Source organism: Marichromatium sp. AB31, assembly GCF_003718685.1.
Lineage (GTDB): Bacteria > Pseudomonadota > Gammaproteobacteria > Chromatiales > Chromatiaceae > Marichromatium > Marichromatium gracile.
In genome coordinates this window covers 165,585-180,495 of the sequence record NZ_RHFI01000002.1, presented here as the reverse complement: position 1 = coordinate 180,495, position 14,911 = coordinate 165,585, and the positions used below count along the sequence as shown (strand labels likewise).

The window sequence follows — 14,911 nt, the reverse complement described above, 5'->3', positions numbered from 1 at the left end:
GGTTTCATCCTCCTCGGCGGATGCGACGGGAGCGACCGGTATGGGCTGGGATTGATCATGGGTCGGGTGGTGCTGAATCGATCGACGCTATCCTGCCGATGAACGGCGATCGCGCCGGACGGCGACTGGACGTCGCGACCAGGACGCGTCGAGCATTGGATGACATTCAGGTTGCGGCCGGCGACATAGTGGCAAAAAACGGCAATCGGGTCGCCATCTTTTTGGTACAAGGTCGCGCATGATAGCGGGCCGCGTGGACATGGTCCGCGTTCTCCAGGTCACACGGTAGATGATGGAGGCGGTGCATTGAACCAGATTGCGGGCCGGTTGCGTATCGGCGAGAAGCTCGTCCTCGGCTTCGGGGCGGTGGCCCTGATCTTCCTCGCGGTGATCTGGCACGATCAGCGCGACCTGCGCGCGGTGCTCGAGCAACACCGCGACCTGCACGCGCTCGCTGCGGCGCGCCAGGAGGCGGCCTTCGCCATCGAGCGTCACCTGATCGCGCTGCGCGACGCCGAGGCGCGGTTCCTCGCCGCGCGCGAGCCGGCACAGGCCGAACGGGTGCGGCGCGAGGGCGCGGCGCTGCTCGACTGGGGCGCGCGGCTGGCGGCGACCGACGCCGCGGCCGGGGCCGCCGCCGCGCGGATCCGCGCGGCGCTCTCCGACTATCTGGCGCGTTTCGGCGAGATCGAGGCGGGCTGGCGCCGGCGCGGACTCGATCACGACAGCGGTCTCCAGGGTGACTTCCGCGCCAGCGCCCACGCGCTGGAGGCGCGTCTGGCGCAATGGGCCCCGGCGCTCGAGCGTGAGCTGCTGCAGCTGCGTCGACGCGAGAAGGACTATCTGCTGCGCGGCGAGGCGGGTTATGCGGTGATGGTCGAGCGCATCGCCGAGACGCTCGCACAGGGTCTCGCCGCCGCTGACCTGGAGCGCGGGGCGCGTAGCAGCCTCGAGCAACTGCTCGGCGACTATCTGCGCGATTTCCGCGCGCTGCTCGAACAGGATCGGCGGATCGCCGTGTTGCGCGCACAGATGGATCAGGCCGCGGCCGCGGTCACGCCATTGGTCGAGACCGCGCTCGCCGAGGCCCGTGCCCGGCTCGATGAGACGGTGCGGGGGATCGATGCGGCCTCCACCGAGCGGGCACGGCGCAGCCTCTATCTGGCGCTCGTCGCCACCCTCGTCGGGACCCTGCTGGCGCTGGTCTTCACCGCCCGTCTGGTGCGACCGGTGCGCGAGATGGCCGGGCTGCTCGATCGCCTGACCTACGAGAACCCGCACCAGCGCATCCCCACGCGCCCCGGCGCACGCGACGAGATCGACGCCATGGCCCGTTCGCTCAATGCCCTGGCCGATCATCGCGCCACCTTCACGCATTGGTGGCGCAACGCCATGGCCGAGGCGGTCGCGCTGCGCGACCTGCAGCTGGCCGCGACCCCGGAGTCCGAGGATACGGCGCGGGCCCGGTTGCGCCGTGCCATCCGCGAGCGTGCCCGGCGGTTGCGGACGGTGCGTGCGCGCTGCATGCAGCAGCTCGAGCGTATCCGCACCCTGGCGCGTGCCCCGGTGGCGGCGAGCCGCACCGAGCGTGCGCGCGAGCGGGCGACGCTGCAGCATGCCAGCGAGTCGCTGGCGACCCTGTTGCAGTTGCTCGACGAGCCACTGCCCGATCCGGTTCGCGACGAGGCGGGGCGCCTCCCGAGCGGCGACGAGCGGTCTAGTTGAGCGCCGGCAGGTAGGGGTTGGGGAGCAGCCCGATGCGCCGTCTCCCGGGATGCTTGCCATGTCTGGCGCGGAGGTGGCGCGATCCGTGCGGACCGACGAACAGCCCTGACGCGCTGGCCTTGGCGCGGTGCTTGAGTTCGGCGATGGTCTGGCCGAGCTGCTCGACGCTGCCGTGGTCGTCGCCGGGGCGGATGGTCAGCAGCGCGGCGCTGCAGCGCATCAGCCCGGCGCGACGCGGGGTGCCGTCGCGGTCGTGGGCGAGGATACAGCCGCGAGCGCGGTCCTCGGGGTCGTAGAGGCTCTGCACGTCGGAGCGGAACTTGGCGAGCAGCTGCTCGATGCGGTGGACCACGGCGCCGGACTCGACATCGGCGATGCCGGCGAAGAAGTCGTCGCCGCCGATATGACCGATGAACCACTGCTCGGGACCGAGCAGCTTGCGCAGCAGCTCGGCGAACATCAGGATCGCGCGGTCGCCGCGGCGAAAGCCGTAATGGTCGTTGAAGGCCTTGAAGTTGTCGAAGTCGAGATAGACCAGGTGCCAGATGCGGTGACGCTCGCCGAGCGCGCCCGAGACATAGGCATAGACCGGGTTGTTGCCCGGTAGCCGGGTCAGCGGGTTCTGCTCGCGGGCGGCGGCGAGGTTCTTCTGCTCGACCAGCTGGAGCAGCGCGGTCGCCGAGATGAAGCCGTGATAGCGGGCGTCGCGGGTGAGGATCAGCCCCGCGGGGTTGATGTCGGCGCAGTAGGCGCCGAGCAGCCGCTCGGCCGAGTCGTGGATGTCGACCGTCGGGCAGGGGCGCAGGAAGTCGTGCAGGTTGCGCCCGAAGGCGCGGTTGAGCAGCAGCTCGCGACCATAGTTCGAATAGAGCACATCCTTGATGTCGGCCTCGTGGATCAGCCCGAGCGGGCGCCCGGCATGGTCGATCACCGGCAGCACGTGATGTACGCGGTCGTGACGGAAGGTCTCGATCATCGCGCCGACCTCGGCATCGATCGGTAGTGGCCGGATCGGTTCGATACAGGCGGCGATCAGGCTGCGATCGTCATCGGTGCGTCGCCGGTCGCTGGCGTTGACCCTGGCGATCTCCCGGTAGCGGGTGCGCAGCGCGCGGTGATCGGTCTGCGGGCGGGCGACCAGATAGCCCTGCACCAGATCGCAGCCGACCTCGCGACAGGCGAGCAGCTCGCGCTCGGTCTCCACCCCCTCGGCGATCACCGCGATGCCCATCACGTGGGCCAGCTGCACGGTGCTGGCGACGAACAGTCGCTTCTTGTGATCGTCGGCGATGCCGCTGACGAAGAAACGGTCGATCTTGAGCAGCTCGGGCGGGTGCTCGTAGAGCAGTCGCAGCCCGGCGTAACCACTGCCGAAATCGTCGATGGCGAGATGGAAGCGATGACGGCGATAGGCGGCGATCACCTCGGCCACTCGCGGGCTGGCGGTGAGGTCGGCGCGCTCGGAGAGCTCGAAGCAGACCGTCTCGGGCGGCAGGCCGTGCTGCTCGAGCAGGCGCAGGGTGTGGCCCGGGTCCTCGAGTTCGATCAGCTGGGGGTCGAGGTTGAAGAACAACCGGTAGCGCGCCGCCTCGGGCAACGCGGCGAAGCTGGCGATCGCCAGGGTCCGCAGCTCGCAGTCGAGTTCTGCGGCGCAGCCGAGCCGCCAGGCATGTTCGAGCAGCGCCGGGACGGTGTCGAAACCGAGCCGGTCGACCCCGCGCAGCAGCGCCTCGTAGCCGTAGACACAGCCGGTGTGGATGTTGACGATCGGCTGCAGCGCGTAGCGCAGTCCATCGCGGGCCTGCGCGAGCCAGGTCTCTGGAGTCATGGTGTCGGGCTGGCGATGGGTGCGCTGAGTCATCCCAGGACCCGGAAGAAGGTGACGCGCTCGGTGAGCCCCTGCGACAGGTTGCTGAGATGGTGGCTGTGGGCGAAGCCGTCGTTGGCCGCCTCGGCGCTCTCGCGCGCGAGCAGGGTGATGCGCTCGAGGGCGCGGGTGACCTCCTCGGCCATCCGGCTCTGCTCGTCGGCGGCCTGGGAGATCTGCTCGGTCATCCCGGTCAGCTGCTCGATCGAGCCGTAGAAGCCGTCGAACTCCTCGGCCGCGCTGCGGTAGCGGGCGATGCTCTCGCAGGCGCGGCTGCGGTTGTCGTGGATCACGCTCACCGCCTCCTCGGCGCTCGACTGCAGCGAGCCGATCAGCCCCTCGATCTCGCCGATCGACTGCTCGGTGCGCTGCGCGAGCTGGCGCACCTCGTCGGCGACCACCGCGAAGCCGCGACCGTGCTCGCCGGCGCGCGCGGCCTCGATCGAGGCGTTGAGCGCGAGCAGGTTGGTCTGCGCCGAGATGGTGCGGATCACCTCGAGCACGTTGCCGACCGACTGGCTGTGTCCGGCCAGTCCGTCGACGACCTCGGCGGCGTGACCGATCTCCTCGGTGAGCCGCTCGACCACCGCCGTGGTCTGCTCGAGGATCTGCCGGCCGGCGTCGATCCGCGCCCGCGCCTCGCCGGTCGCGGCGGCCGCCGCGCTGGTGTGCTCGGCGACCTGATGAGCGGAGAGCGCCAGCTGGTTGATGGCGTCGTCGACCTGGTGGGTCTCGGCGCGCTGGCGGTCGAACTGTCCCTTGCTCTGCTGCGACAGGTTGGCCATGTCGCCGGCCGAGGCGTGCAGCTCGTGGCTGGCCTGGTGGAGGTGGGAGATGATGTCGCGCATGCGCTCGGTCATCGCCTGCAGCGCCGTCATCAGCTGGCCGACCTCGTCGTTGCGGGCGTGTGGGAAGCGCGCGTTGAGATCGCCCTCGGCGAGCGCCGAGACCGTCTCCAGCGCCGCGCCGAGCGGGCGCAGCGCATGCTTGACGTAGAGAAAGATGCCGCCGCTGGCGAGCACCAGCACCAGCGCCAGGGCGCCATAGACGGCGAGCTGCAGGCGCTGCTCGGCGTAGTAGGCGGCGCTCTGGTCGGCGATGGTCGTCAGGTGGGCGATCGGCGCGTCGTCGATGCCGAGGATCGGGCGGGTGAGCACGCCGTAGATGCCGCCATCGGCGGCGCGGCGGGTGAGGCCGTGCTCGGTGAGCGGTTGCGCCGGGGGGGCTGTCGTCTCGTACAGCGCCGGGTCGGTGCCGGCGAGCATGCGGCCCTCGGCATCGCTGAGATAGACCTCGGCGCCGTCGATCCGCTTGAAGCGTGCCAGGGCGTCGTCGAGTGTGCGCTCGAACAGTGCGACCCCGACCAGCGTGTGACGGAATTCGAGCGGCAGCGCATGGAAGGCCACCGGGACACCGTCGGCGCCGAGGCCGATGCCCTGGCGTGGTTCGCCGGCGCTGCTCGCGCGCTGGGCCAGCAGGGTGCCCGCGGTCGGTATCGGCGTCTCCGGCGACGGGCCGAGCAGCAGCTTGCCGTCGTCGTCGAGCAGATAGAGCCGATCGAAATACCCGAGATCGCCGAGCAGGTTGAGCAGCGAGTCGCGTGCGCGCTGCAACGCCTCGCGATCGCCGGACCTGAGGGCCTGGCGCAGGGGGAAGTCGCGCGCGATCGCGTCGACCCCGCCGGCCATGTGCTCGAGCAGTTGCTCGCTCACCATTCGCCAGACCATGCCCTTGCCGGTGTCGACCGCGTCGGCGACGCGCGCCTCGAGCCGGGTCTGGTTGAACTGCGCGATCAGGGTCAGGGCGCCTGCGACGAGCAGGGTGACGAGGATGGCAACGAGGGTGACGCTGCGTCTGATAGTCATGGTGTCGAGGTCGGGTGCGTCCAAGGGAGCGCGGACATCGACTGGCGCGAAGTCTTTGGAGGGACAGGCGTGGCGCAGGATGTTCGCGATGCCGCGATCATCGACCGGGGAGCCCGGTGGATCGGATCAGCGGCGCAAGTACACCAGACGAAGGTGAAGATCCGATGACGGACCCTTGGGGGCACGGGGGCAGCGATCAGAAGATTGAACCGCCAAGGCGCCAAGGCGCCAAGGCGCCAAGGGCGCAAAGGAGAGAAGAGCCCCCAGTGGTCAGCCTCCAGCCTCCAGCCGCTACCTGCCCTCAAACACTGGCGCTAAAAACGTACGCCACGACTGATGGTCAGCCGTGCCGTGGTCGAAGGCGCACACTCACTGGAGGCTGGCGGCTGGTCGCTTGCAACTTGAACTTCTTTGCGCTCTTGGCGCCTTGGCGGTTCATCCCCCCCAGCTGTCGACTGGTCGCTAACTCCGCCCGTAGACCGGGATCGCCGCGCCGGTGACGGCGCGTGCGGCGGGGGAGGCGAGGAAGACGATGACCTCGGCGATCGCGGCCGGCTCGACCCAGTCGCCGGGGTCCTGGTCGGGCATGGCGGCGCGGTTCTCCGGGGTGTCGACGGTGCCGGGGAGGATACAGTTGACGTTGACGCCCTGGTCGCGCAGCTCGGCCGAGAGGGTCTCGGTGAGTGCGATCACCGCCGACTTGGCGGCGCTGTAGGGGCCCATGTAGGCGCCGGCGGGGCGGGCGGCGCGGGCCGAGACATTGACCATGGCGCCGCCGCCGCCGGCGACCAGGTGAGGGACGGCAGCGCGCGCGCCGTGGAGCAGGGTGCGGGCGTTGATGTCGAGCATCCGCTCCCAGTCGGCGTCACTGGTCTGGTGCAGCGGCGCGCCCATGGCGAAGCCGCCGGCGAGGTTGGTCAGGGTGTCGAGTCGGCCATGGCGTTCGACCAGCCGGGCAAGCTCGGCGCCGAGCGCGTCGGGGGCGAGCAGGTCGCAGGCGAGACACTCGACGGTGATTCCGGCGCCGAGTTCGTCGCGTGTGCGTTCGAGTGCCTCGCGGTCGCGCGCGAGCAATGCCAGCCGGGCGCCGCGTCGGGCGAAGGCGGCGGCGGTGGCGCGACCGAGGTTGCCGGTGGCGCCGGTGATGAGGACCAGTTGCTGGTCGAGTTCGCGGATCATGTTCGGACCTCCTGCCCGAGGGGCTCGTGCCGAGCAATCTGGGGTGGGCGCGGGACGGACTCAAGGCTGGAAGCCTCGTGCGGTCGGTCGCGCCGGCCTGTTATGATTGGGCCGGTGAGCGACCGATCCGGATCACTTGACGGCCCACTCTTCGGTCCTTGCGCTCCTGGGGTGCGAGGTACACGGGCGGTCATGCGCGTGCCGCACGGTGACGCTTGCCGTGATCCCTTGCCGTGGTCGTGCCGCGCAGCCTCAGGTACGGCCCCGGCCCGGCTCGATGGAGTGCGCGCGTGATCGAGATCCTGTTCCTGCTGCTGCCGGTTGCGGCGGCCTCCGGTTGGTGGCTGGCGCGACACGAGCGTCCCGCGTCCCGACGGTCTCGCCGCCCTGCCCATCCGAGCTTCCTGCGCGGACTCAACTATCTGCTCGACGAGCAGCCCGACAAGGCGCTCGACATGTTCATCGAGCTCGCCGAGGTCGACGACGAGACGGTCGAGACCCATCTCGCCCTCGGCAGCCTGTTCCGTCGTCGCGGCGAGGTCGACCGCGCGATCCGTGTCCACCAGAACCTGATGGCGCGTCCCAGCCTCGATGCCGAGCAGCGCGGCTATGCCCTGCTCGAGCTGGGGCAGGACTACATGAGCGCCGGGCTGCTCGATCGCGCCGAGCTGCTGTTCCAGGAGCTGGCCGGTCTCGGCCTGCACCGTCAGCGCGCACTCGCCGGGCTGCGCGAGATCTATCAGCAGGAGCGTGACTGGGAGCGCTGTCTGGAGGTCGCCGAGCAGCTGCGTCCCGGCGGCGAGTCGATGCTCGACGCCGAGATCGCCCACTATCATTGCGAGCTGGCCGAGGAGGCGCGCCGTCGCGGCGAGCACGAGCGCGTTCGCGCGCAACTCGCGCGGGCGCTGGAGACCGATCCGGAGTGCGTGCGCGCCAGCATGCTCGAGGCCCGGGTGGCGCTCGAGGAGGGTGAGCCGCAGCGGGCGCTGGCGCTGTTTCGCGGGCTGGTCGAGCGCCACGGCGCCTATCTGCCGGAGATCCTGCCGGCGCTGATCGAGGCGCTCGAGCGCGTCCCCGGGGAGGACCCGCTGGCGGTGCTCGAGGAGCTGGCGGCGCGTCATCCCAGTCCGGCGTTGGTGGTGACGCTGGCCGAGCGGGTCGCCGCCGAGCGCGGTCGCGCCGAGGCGCTCGAACTGCTCTGCGCGCACCTGCGCCGGTTCGCCGACCTGGTGGGGCTCGAGCGCCTGCTCGCGCTCGCGCTGACGGAGCTGTCGGAGCTGTCGGACGCCGCCGATGTCCATCGGCTCGAGCGCGCGCTGGCGGTGATCCGCCATCTGGCCGCGCGCCAGCCGGCCTATCAATGCGATCATTGCGGCTTCCAGGCGCGCTCACTGCACTGGCAGTGCCCGAGCTGCAAACGCTGGGGCTCGGTGGTGCCGGTGCAGCCCGAGCCGCTGGTGATCGACGCCGGGCTCGACGGCCCACGCCTGGCCTAGACGCCGATCTCAATCCGAACCCTTGAAGGAACCCCCGTGACCCAGTCGACACGCATCATCGTGGCCCTCGATTTCCCCGCCCGCGAGCCGGCGCTCGCCCTGGTCGATCAGCTCGACCCGGCACGCTGTCGCCTCAAGGTCGGCAAGGAGCTGTTCACCCGGCTCGGGCCGGACTTCGTCGCCACCTTGCAGGCGCGCGGCTTCGAGGTCTTTCTCGACCTCAAGTTCCACGACATCCCCAACACCGTCGCCGCGGCCTGTGCCGCGGCGGCCGATCTCGGGGTGTGGATGGTCAACGTCCATGTCACCGGCGGGCGGCGGATGATCGAGACCACCCGCGAGCGGCTCGATGCGCTGCCCAAGGCGCCGCTGCTGATCGGGGTGACGGTGCTCACCAGCCTCGACGGTGACGATCTGGCCGAGGTCGGCTGTCCGGGCGAACCGGCCGAGCGGGTGCTCGCGCTCGCCGAACTCGGTCGCGAGGCCGGGCTCGACGGCATCGTCTGCTCGCCGCGCGAGTCGGCGGCGGTGCGCGCCGCGCTGGGCGAGGACTTCCTGCTGGTCACCCCGGGGGTGCGCCCGAGCTGGGCGGCGACGGGGGATCAGAAACGGGTGATGACCCCGCGCGAGGCGGTTGCCGCCGGCTCCGATCACCTGGTGATCGGCCGCCCGATCGCCGCCGCGCCCGATCCGCTGGCCGCGCTGGCCGAGATCGAGCGCGAACTCGCGGGCTGAACACGGCGCCCCGCCGGCGCTGGTCGAGGCCGATCGTGCCTCCCGCCGGCGACGCGTGGATGCGTTCGCCCCGGACGGGGTGCGCCGTATCAAGCAATCAATATCGACGTAGAGGAGATGACTCGATGGCAAAGATTCACAAGGCGGTCTTCCCGGTGGCCGGTCTCGGTACCCGCTTCCTGCCGGCGACCAAGGCCAGCCCCAAGGAGATGCTGCCGATCGTGGACAAGCCGCTGATCCAGTACGCCGCCGAGGAGGCCGAGGCCGCCGGGGTGGAGCAGCTGGTGTTCATCACCGGACGTCACAAGCGCTCGATCGAGGATCACTTCGACAAGGCCTTCGAGCTCGAGGTGGAGCTGGCCGAGGCGGGCAAGGACAAGCTGCTCAAGGTCGTGCGCAACGTGCTCACCGAGGGCACCACCTGCGCCTATGTGCGTCAGGCCGAGGCCCTGGGGCTGGGCCATGCGGTGCTCTGCGCCAAGCCGGTGGTCGGTCGCGAACCCTTCGCGGTGCTGCTCGCCGACGATCTGATCCGCGCCGAGGGCAAGGGGGTGGTCGAGCAGATGGCCGAGGTGCACGCGCGCTATGGCTGCAGCGTGCTCAGCGTCCAGGAGGTGCCGCGCGAGGAGACGCACAAGTATGGCATCGTCGAGGTCGAGCCCGGTCCCGACGGTGAGCTGCGGGTGGTCTCGATCGTCGAGAAACCGGCGCCCGAGGATGCGCCCTCGAACCTCGCCGTGGTCGGGCGCTACCTGCTCACCCCGACGATCTTCGACAAGCTCGAGAACACCGGTACCGGCGCCGGCGGCGAGATCCAGCTCACCGATGCGATCTCGGCGCTGCTCGCCGACGAGCCGGTGATCGCTCACCCCTTCGAGGGCAAGCGCTACGACTGCGGCAGCAAGCTCGGCTATCTGGAGGCGACGGTGGAGTTCGGGCTCGACCACCCCGAACTCGGCGAGCGCTTCGCCGCTTATCTGCGCGATTTCGTCGCGCAGCAGTAGGGGGCTGGCGTCCAGCGATCAGCCGCCAGCCTCCAGTGACGGGGGTGGCGCGGCTCCGAGCGTCGCGGCTGGACGCCAGCGTTCACCAGAGGAGGGCGTTTCACGCCGGACATGCTGTGCGTTGCTCGGATTCATGAGCGACCGGTCGCTACTGGCGAGGCCTGGGCGCCGAGGGGTGGGCGTCGAGTCCTTTTGCGGCCTTCGTGTCTGGGCGGTTTAATCTTGCTGGCCGCTGGCCGCTGGCCGCTGGCCGCTGGCCGCTGGCCGCTGGCCGCTGGCCGCTGTCACCGATCCGCTGGCAGCGGCGCGCTGCGCGTCCGCGGGACGCGTTCGATGCGCCAGTGCGTGATGGCGTGCTCCCAGAAGCGTTGCAGGGTGCAGTCCGGCGGCGGGGGCGGTTGGCCGAGGAAGGCCCAGGCGCGGCGCAGCGCCGGGAGTGGGTCGGCGGGATCGACCGGGGCGGCGGCGAGGCGCTTGCTGAGCTTGCGTCCCTCCGGGTCGAGCACCAGCGGGACATGGGCGTAGTCGGGCTGGGGCAGGCCCAGCGCGCGCTGCAGCCGGATCTGGCGCGGGGTGGAGTCGAGCAGGTCGGCGCCGCGCACCACCTGGTCGATGCCCTGCCAGGCGTCGTCGACCACTACCGCGAGCTGGTAGGCATGGATGACGTCGGCGCGACGCAGCACGAAGTCGCCGACCGCCTGCTCGAGGTCCTGCGTGCGTGGGCCGAAGACCCGGTCGTCGAACTCGACGGGGGTGCTGTCGGTGCGCATGCGGATGGTGCGCGGCGCCCGCCCGCGCGGCAGCCCGGCGCGACAGGTGCCGGGATAGATCGGTCCTTCGTTGCCGCGCCTGGCGCGGCGGGCGATCTCGGCGCGACTGCAGCCGCAGGGATAGGTCAGCCCGCGTGCGGCGAGCTGGGCGAGTGCGGCGTCATAGGCGGCGAGCCGGTCGTGCTGGTAGCACACCGGGCCGTCGTGGCGCATGCCGAAGGCGGCGAGGGTGTCGAGGATGGCCCGCGCCGCGCCCGCGACCTCGCGCGGACGGTCGAGGTCCTCGATGCGCACCAGCCACTCGCCGCCGTGCGCGCGCGCATCGGCATGGCTGGCCACCGCGGTGACCAGCGAGCCGAAGTGCAAGGGGCCGGTGGGGGAGGGGGCGAAGCGCCCCCGATAGCCGGCGATCAGCCGCGCTGACGCTCGCGGATCTCGTCGAGCGTCTTGCAGTCGATGCAGAGCGTGGCGGTCGGTCGGGCCTCAAGCCGACGGATGCCGATCTCGACGCCGCAGGCGTCACAGTAGCCGTACTCGTGCTCGTCGAGGCGGTCGAGTGCCTCGTCGATCTTCTTGATCAGCTTGCGCTCGCGGTCGCGGGTCCGCAGCTCGAGGCTGAACTCCGACTCCTGGGTGGCGCGGTCGTTGGGGTCGGGGAAGTTGGTCGCCTCGTCCTGCATGTGATGTACGGTGCGGTCGACCTCTTCCATCAGTGACCGTTTCCAGGCCTGGAGGATGGCGCGGAAGTGCGCCTCCTGCTCGGGGCTCATGTAGTCCTCGTCGCTCGCGGCTTCATAAGGTTCGAAACCGAACGCCTTGGCGTCTTGTGCTCTTGCTTCGGCCATGGATGTGCTCCCGAAGGCTCTTCTCGTGGGGTGTCCTAGCGACCGGGCCCATCCGGACCTGTTCGCGAAAAACGCCCTTAAGTACCAGATCCCCGCGCGGTGGGCAACTCATGATGAGACGTTCGGCCGTGCGCGGGCATCGCTGGTCGGCTAATCTGGAAGGCTTGCCGCTGCCCGCCGTCTTGCGTAAGCGCAACAGGAGATCGAGCATGTATCCCTTCGAGGCGATCATCTGGGATGTCGACGGCACCCTCGCCGATACCGAGCGTGACGGCCATCGTCGCGCCTTCAACGCGGCCTTTGCCGAGGCCGGTCTGGACTGGTGCTGGGATGTCGCCACCTATGGCGAGCTGCTCGAGGTGACCGGTGGGCGCGAGCGTATCGCCGCCTTCATCGTCGAGCACCGTCCGGCGCTGCCGGCGGGTGTCGAGCCCGAGACGCTCGCCGTGCGTCTGCACCGGGCCAAGTCGCGCCACTATGCCCGGTTGCTCGCGGTCGGCGCGATCGGGCTGCGGCCAGGCGTGTTGCGACTGTTGCGCGCGGCGCGCACGGCGGGCATCCGTCTGGCGATCGCCACCACCTCGACGCCGGAGAACGTGCATGCACTGCTCGCGCACGCCGGCGAACCGGGGCTGACCGAGTGGTTCGAGGTGATCGCCGCCGGGGACATGGTGGCGAACAAGAAGCCGGCGCCGGATGTCTATCTGCTCGCGCTCGAGCGCCTCGGTCTCGGCGCCGACGCCTGCGTGGCGGTGGAGGACTCGGCGCCGGGCCTGCGGGCGGCGCGCGCCGCCGGACTCGGGACGGTGGTGATCACCGTCAACGACTATACGCGGGAGCAGGCGTTCGACGACGCCGCCCTGGTGGTCGACGGACTCGGCGCGCCCGAGACGCCGGTCAGCGTGCTGCACGGACGGCTCGGGGGACGCTCCCATGTCGACCTCGCGGCGCTCGCGGACCTTGTCCGCGCGCGCCACCCTGAAACCTCATAGATCAAGATGCAATCCACAGAACAACCCAGACTGGCACCGCGCGCCCGCGCGGTCGAACCCTTCCATGTGATGCGCCTGCTCGAGCGGGCCAAGAGGCTCGAGGCCGAAGGGCGCTCGATCATCCATCTCGAGGTCGGCGAGCCCGACTTCCCCACTCCCGAGCCGATCCTCGCTGCGGCGCGTGCCGCGCTGGAGGGCGGCGCCGTGCACTACACCCCGGCTGCGGGCCTGCCGCAGCTGCGTGAGCGGCTGTCGCGCTATTACGCCGAGCGGTATGGTGCCAGCGTCGCGGCCGACCGCATCCTGGTCACGCCGGGCGCCTCGGGCGCCATCCAACTGGTGTTCCAGGCACTGCTCGAGCCGGGTGACGAGGTGCTGATCTGTGACCCCTCCTATCCCTGTTATCGCCAGGTGTTGCGATTGCTCGGGGTGGAGCCGCGCGCGGTGGCGGTCGACGCCGCCGACGACTTCCAGCTCAGCGCGGCGCGCGCCGAGGCGGCCTGGTCGCCGCGGGTGCGCGCGCTGATCGTCGCCTCTCCGGCCAACCCGAGCGGCACCCTGCTCGGGCGCGAGCAGCTCGCCGAGCTGCATGCGCTCTGCCGTGCCAGGGGGGCGGCGCTGATCGTCGACGAGATCTATCAGGGGCTGGTCTACGACGCCCCGGACCATACCGCGCTCGAGCTGGCCGAGGATGTCTACGTCATCAACAGCTTCTCCAAGTACTTCGGTATGACCGGTTGGCGGCTCGGCTGGCTGGCCGCGCCGCGCGCGGCGGTCGAGGTGATGGAGCGGATGGCGCAGAACCTGTTCATCGCCCCCAACACCCCGGCGCAGCATGCCGCGCTCGCTGCCTTCGAGCCTGCCACCCTGGAGATCCTCGAGCAGCGTCGCGTCTGCTTCCGCGCGCGCCGCGACGCCCTGCTCGACGGGCTGCGTCGACTCGGCTTCGGTATCGACGGCGAGCCCAAGGGGGCCTTCTATCTCTATGCCCGGCTGCCCGAGCAGGTGGGGATGGACTCGATGCAGTTCGCCACCACCATGTTGGAGGAGGTCGGGGTGGCCGCGACCCCGGGGCACGATTTCGGTTGCCATGGCGCCGAGCGTCACGTGCGCTTCGCCTACACCTGCGATCTGCCGGTGATCGACGAGGCGCTCGGGCGCATCGACCGCTTCCTCGCCCAGTGCCGGTCGCGCTGAGCACCAGTGCCACGCGGGGCCATGGTCCCGCGTGACCCTTCTTCATCCACAGTCAGTTTCGAGAGACCTGCCTTGACCGCTTCAGCCTCATCATCCCCCGACCGATCCAGTTTCCAGCCACGCGACCCGGCCCAGCGTGAGGCCCACGCGCGCCTGCTCGCACTGCACCAGGCGCTCGAGCGCGCGCCGGCGCCCGGAGGCGGGCTGCTCGGTCGGGTGCGTCGTCGTCTCGGCGGCGAGGTGACGCCGGTGCCCGGGCTCTATTTCTGGGGTGGCGTGGGGCGCGGCAAGACCCACCTGATGGACTGGTTCGTCGATGGGCTGGAGCTGCCGGGCAAGCGGCGCATGCACTTCCATCACTTCATGCGCGAGGTGCATGGCCACCTGGCGCAGCTGCCGCGCCAGACCGATCCGCTCGATCGGGTCGCCGAGCTGATGTGTCGCGATCTGCGAGTGCTCTGTCTCGACGAGTTCCTGGTCACCGACATCACCGACGCCATGCTGCTCTACGGTCTGCTCAAGGCGATGTTCGCCCGCGGCGTGACCCTGGTGACCACCTCCAACACCCCGCCCGACGACCTCTATCGCAATGGTCTGCAGCGCCAGTCCTTCCTCCCGGCGATCGAGCTGATCAAGCGTCATACCGATGTCTTCGAGCTCGACGGCGGCCAGGACTACCGGTTGCAGACGTTGATGCGCGAGGGGGTCTATGTGCTCGCCGGCGAGGACGGTGAGGCGCGGTTGGCGGCCGATTTCGACGAGCTCAGCGGCGGGCATCGGGTGGCCGCCTCCTGGCTCGAGGTCAATGGCCGGACGATCGAGGCGCGCGCGCTCGGCAGCAACGTCGCCTGGTTCGATTTCGATGCGCTCTGCGCCACCCCGCGCTCCACCGCCGACTATATCGAGATCGCCCGCGATTACCTCACCCTGCTGATCTCCGGGGTGCCGCAGCTCGGTCCCGGCTGCGACGCCGCCGCGCGGCGCTTCCTGCACCTGGTCGACGAACTCTACGACCGCCGGGTCAAGCTGGTGCTCTCGGTCGAGGTGCCGCTCGATCGGCTCTATGCCGGCGGCATGACCGACTTCGCCCACGCCCGCCTGCTCAGTCGCCTGCAGGAGATGCAATCGGTCGAGTACCTGGCCGCCGCGACCGCCGCCGAGTCCGAACCGGACAGCGTCGCGGCCTGATTGGCGCCAGTCGATCAGCCGCCAGCCGTCAGCTACCAGCCGTCAGCC

12 protein-coding genes are annotated in these 14,911 nt (G+C 70.2%); 7 read left to right on the top strand and 5 right to left on the bottom strand.

From position 1 onward, the window contains the following. Positions 1-306 precede the first annotated feature (306 nt). On the top strand, positions 307-1,725 hold the full coding sequence (locus EBL84_RS03095) for a HAMP domain-containing protein (protein WP_123139477.1): 1,419 nt from the start codon (positions 307-309) through the stop codon (positions 1,723-1,725). On the opposite strand, the gene EBL84_RS03090 is transcribed toward EBL84_RS03095, so the two are convergent. From EBL84_RS03090 to EBL84_RS03080, 3 genes are all read right to left on the bottom strand, one after another. Next, positions 1,718-3,586, bottom strand: coding sequence for a GGDEF domain-containing protein (locus tag EBL84_RS03090; protein ID WP_123139476.1), 1,869 nt, complete (start codon positions 3,584-3,586; stop codon positions 1,718-1,720). The genes EBL84_RS03095 and EBL84_RS03090 overlap by 8 nt on opposite strands. After that, a complete protein-coding gene (locus tag EBL84_RS03085; protein WP_123139601.1) occupies positions 3,583-5,457 on the bottom strand; it encodes a methyl-accepting chemotaxis protein in 1,875 nt (624 codons plus the stop codon). Before EBL84_RS03085 ends, EBL84_RS03090 begins: the two co-directional genes overlap by 4 nt. A gap of 462 nt (positions 5,458-5,919) precedes the next feature. Beyond that, positions 5,920-6,636, bottom strand: coding sequence for an SDR family NAD(P)-dependent oxidoreductase (locus EBL84_RS03080; protein ID WP_123139475.1), 717 nt, complete (start codon positions 6,634-6,636; stop codon positions 5,920-5,922). A gap of 290 nt (positions 6,637-6,926) precedes the next feature. Here EBL84_RS03080 and lapB point away from each other — a divergent pair, with 290 nt between their 5' ends. From lapB to galU, 3 genes are all read left to right on the top strand, one after another. Further along, positions 6,927-8,132 (top strand): lipopolysaccharide assembly protein LapB, encoded by a 1,206-nt coding sequence (lapB, locus tag EBL84_RS03075; RefSeq protein WP_123139474.1) that lies wholly within the window; start codon positions 6,927-6,929, stop codon positions 8,130-8,132. A gap of 36 nt (positions 8,133-8,168) precedes the next feature. Next, positions 8,169-8,867 (top strand): orotidine-5'-phosphate decarboxylase, encoded by a 699-nt coding sequence (pyrF, locus tag EBL84_RS03070; protein ID WP_123139473.1) that lies wholly within the window; start codon positions 8,169-8,171, stop codon positions 8,865-8,867. Positions 8,868-8,992: 125 nt separating this feature from the next. Next, the gene (gene galU, locus EBL84_RS03065; RefSeq protein WP_123139472.1) at positions 8,993-9,871 is read left to right on the top strand and encodes a UTP--glucose-1-phosphate uridylyltransferase GalU; all 879 of its coding nucleotides are present in this window, start codon (positions 8,993-8,995) and stop codon (positions 9,869-9,871) included. Between the two features lie 284 nt (positions 9,872-10,155). Here galU and gluQRS read toward each other — a convergent pair whose 3' ends face one another. Together gluQRS and dksA are read right to left on the bottom strand one after the other, a co-directional pair. Further along, positions 10,156-11,007 carry a tRNA glutamyl-Q(34) synthetase GluQRS gene (gluQRS, locus tag EBL84_RS03060; RefSeq protein ID WP_369957562.1) on the bottom strand — a complete coding sequence of 284 codons (852 nt, stop codon included), beginning with the start codon at positions 11,005-11,007 and terminating at the stop codon, positions 10,156-10,158. A gap of 44 nt (positions 11,008-11,051) precedes the next feature. Beyond that, complete coding sequence (dksA, locus tag EBL84_RS03055; RefSeq protein ID WP_005224024.1) at positions 11,052-11,486, bottom strand: RNA polymerase-binding protein DksA; 435 nt, start codon at positions 11,484-11,486, stop codon at positions 11,052-11,054. 209 nt (positions 11,487-11,695) lie between these two features. Between dksA and EBL84_RS03050 the strand changes: the two genes are divergently transcribed. The 3 genes from EBL84_RS03050 to zapE all read left to right on the top strand — a co-directional run bounded on the left by EBL84_RS03050 (position 11,696) and on the right by zapE (position 14,863). Beyond that, positions 11,696-12,478 carry an HAD-IA family hydrolase gene (locus EBL84_RS03050; RefSeq protein ID WP_123139470.1) on the top strand — a complete coding sequence of 261 codons (783 nt, stop codon included), beginning with the start codon at positions 11,696-11,698 and terminating at the stop codon, positions 12,476-12,478. 6 nt (positions 12,479-12,484) lie between these two features. Further along, positions 12,485-13,675, top strand: a complete 1,191-nt coding sequence (locus EBL84_RS03045) for an aminotransferase class I/II-fold pyridoxal phosphate-dependent enzyme (protein ID WP_123139469.1) — start codon at positions 12,485-12,487, stop codon at positions 13,673-13,675. 72 nt (positions 13,676-13,747) lie between these two features. Then, entirely contained in the window at positions 13,748-14,863 is a 1,116-nt protein-coding gene (zapE, locus tag EBL84_RS03040) for a cell division protein ZapE (protein ID WP_123139468.1), read from the top strand. The last annotated feature ends 48 nt before the right edge of the window (positions 14,864-14,911 follow it).

Coding starts and splice junctions, on each gene's coding strand:
- EBL84_RS03090 (WP_123139476.1), bottom strand. CDS start 3,586: ATGACTCAGCGCACCCATCGCCAGCCCGACACCATGACTCCAGAGACC.
- EBL84_RS03085 (WP_123139601.1), bottom strand. CDS start 5,457: ATGACTATCAGACGCAGCGTCACCCTCGTTGCCATCCTCGTCACCCTG.
- EBL84_RS03080 (WP_123139475.1), bottom strand. CDS start 6,636: ATGATCCGCGAACTCGACCAGCAACTGGTCCTCATCACCGGCGCCACC.
- galU (WP_123139472.1), top strand. CDS start 8,993: ATGGCAAAGATTCACAAGGCGGTCTTCCCGGTGGCCGGTCTCGGTACC.
- dksA (WP_005224024.1), bottom strand. CDS start 11,486: ATGGCCGAAGCAAGAGCACAAGACGCCAAGGCGTTCGGTTTCGAACCT.
- EBL84_RS03050 (WP_123139470.1), top strand. CDS start 11,696: ATGTATCCCTTCGAGGCGATCATCTGGGATGTCGACGGCACCCTCGCC.
- EBL84_RS03045 (WP_123139469.1), top strand. CDS start 12,485: ATGCAATCCACAGAACAACCCAGACTGGCACCGCGCGCCCGCGCGGTC.